Below are 2,464 nucleotides of genomic sequence, written 5' to 3'. Positions count from 1 at the left end.
CGCACTGCGGAAATCGACGCTTCGTAATCGGCTTGGTGAATTGCATACCGCACTTCACCGGTACGCTGCCGGATACCATGCGCCGCACCGAGGAGCCGCGCCGCTTCGGGGTAGCTCTCGACGGCGAGGGCCAACCGAGCGAGGAGGTCGAAGATGTCGGGCACGTTCACTTGTGCCCCGGTTGTGGCCGCCGACGCCAGCGCCTGGTACGCATCCCGCTCGGCCGCTTCGGTGTCGCCCTCTGCCACTGCCACCCGGGCTCGCGTGATGAGTGCCATCATCTGAAAGAAGCCCGTGTTGGCCGGTACCGCCTGATCGGCCCACGCCCTTGCTTGGGCCAGATCCCCTCCGGCAAGCTCAGTTTCGGCTCTCCAGCGCGTGTTCATTGCGCGGAATTCGATATTTGCGATGCGGTCCCAGCCTTCGGAGGTGGCGACCTTGGCTGGCGCCACCTCGCCTGCTGCGAGATATGCACCACCCAAGGTCAGGTAGCCCTGGCCCTCGAAGAGCGCACCAAGTTGGCCGGCGGATTCGATGGCCGCTTCGGCAGCTGCCACCGCTGCCGTCGTCTTGCCCTGCCACCCTCTTAGGAAGCTTTGCGTTATCAAGCCGTTGAACTCGCTCAACAGATCGCCGGAAGCGGCGGCTTCGGCGATCAACACACTCAAGACTTCTTCTCCCGCCGCTAGATCACCCAGCACCGCTCGTGCGCCGGCGAGTCCCCACACTCGACACAGACTCGAAGCGAACCGATCGCCGATCGCATCGGCGAGCGTGCGCCCTTCCTCACCGGCTGTAAGCGCCGCGCTCGGGTAACCCGCCATCATCGCTGCGTACGCGTGCAGGCCGAGCAACTGACTCAACCGCCACTTGTCACCCAGGTCGCGCGCCAATTCGATTGCTTCGGCGAAGTAGGCAGCCGCGTTTTCTGGGCTGAATGCGGCCGTGGCACAACAGGCCGTGAGGGCGCGGACCATCAGGGACGGGTCCTCCACTCGACGAGCGATCGTCAGGGCGGCGGTGGCCTGCTCTTTGCGTTCAGGTATGCCGAGCCAGCCCTCGAGCAAGGCCGCGTCAGCCAGCGCCCGGGCGAGCACGGGCGGTGCCACCTCGCGACCGCCATAGTCCAAGTCGCCCAGCGCCTCATCGATCCAACTCATTCCTTCGCGGAGGCGGCCGCGCGTGAGCCACAGCGGCTGCAACGACGATGCGAGCTGCAATGCCAGCTCGATGTCGTGGTTTTCGCGGCTCCAGGCGAAGGCGGCGCGTAGGTTGTCGAGCTCCGATTCGGTTTGCTCGACGCGATTCTGGTGACCGGTAGCGGCCGGCGCGTCGAGCGCGGCAGCCATGGCGGTGTAGTGGTCGCGGTGACGCGACCGCACAGTATCGGCCTCGCCGGACTCGCCGAGCTTTTCCAGGGCGTACTGACGCACGGTTTCCAACAGCCGATAGCGGGTTGGACCGCCGGTGTTGTCGGCGACCACCAGTGACTTGTCAACCAGCAGTGTCAGCTGGTCGAGGACCTGGAAGCGCTCGATTTCAGTGCCGCCCGCGACAGCCCTGGCAGCGTTGAGATCGAACTCCCCCATGAACGGCGCGAGCCTGCGGAACAGTATCCGCTCGGGATCCGCCAGCAGCGCATGCGACCAATCCACCGACGCGCGCAATGTCTGCTGGCGGCGCACCGCGATGCGGCCACCTCCGGTCAACAGCCGGAACCGATCATTCAAACTTCCGGCAATCTCCGCCAGCGATAACGCCCGCACCCGGGCCGCGGCCAATTCGATGGCCAGGGGCATGCCGTCGAGCCGACGGCAGATCTCCCGGACCACCGAGACCTGGTCGGCGATGAAGTCCGGGCGCGCACGGCGGGCGCGGTCGACGAACAACTCGACGGCCTCGTCGTCCAGCGACAGGGACGGTACCCGCCAGGTCACCTCGCCGGCGACCCCGATCGGCTCGCGGCTCGTCGCAAGCAACGTCAGGTTCGCGCAGGCACGCAGCAGCGAAGTGGTGAGTACGGCGACCGCATCCAGTAGGTGCTCGCAGTTGTCGAGTAACACCAACATCGGCCGATCAGCGACGGACCGGATGAGCATGTCGGACGTCGAACGGCTCGGCTGCTCGGCGAGGCCCAGGGCTCCCGCCACCACGGTGGGCACCAGATCGGGGTCGGCGAGAGGAGCGAAATCGACGTACCACACCCCGGCATCGAAATCGGCGGCCAATTGCCCCGCGACCTGGATCGCAAGCCTGGTCTTGCCCACCCCGCCGGCCCCGGTCAACGTGACCAACCTGTCGGTGGTGAGCGCTGACCGTAGGCCGCTCAGCTGGGTGCCGCGCCCGACAAAGCTGGTGAGCTGGACCGGCAAGTGTTCGGGGACCGAGCTTTTCGACGTTCGCAGCGGCGGAAAGTCGTTGCGGATATCCGGGTGACAGAGCTGCACGACGCGCTCGGGGCGCA

The 2,464-nt window shown here is 66.4% G+C and carries 1 protein-coding gene; it reads right to left on the bottom strand.

Annotated features, from left to right (window positions below):
* Nucleotides 1-2,464, bottom strand: a 2,464-nt coding sequence (locus tag A9X01_RS30615) for an ATP-binding protein (protein WP_065122314.1), incomplete at both ends; no start/stop codon positions are given.

This window comes from Mycobacterium asiaticum, assembly GCF_001668675.1.
Lineage (GTDB): Bacteria > Actinomycetota > Actinomycetes > Mycobacteriales > Mycobacteriaceae > Mycobacterium > Mycobacterium asiaticum_D.
This window is presented reverse-complemented; position numbering and strand designations above follow the sequence as displayed.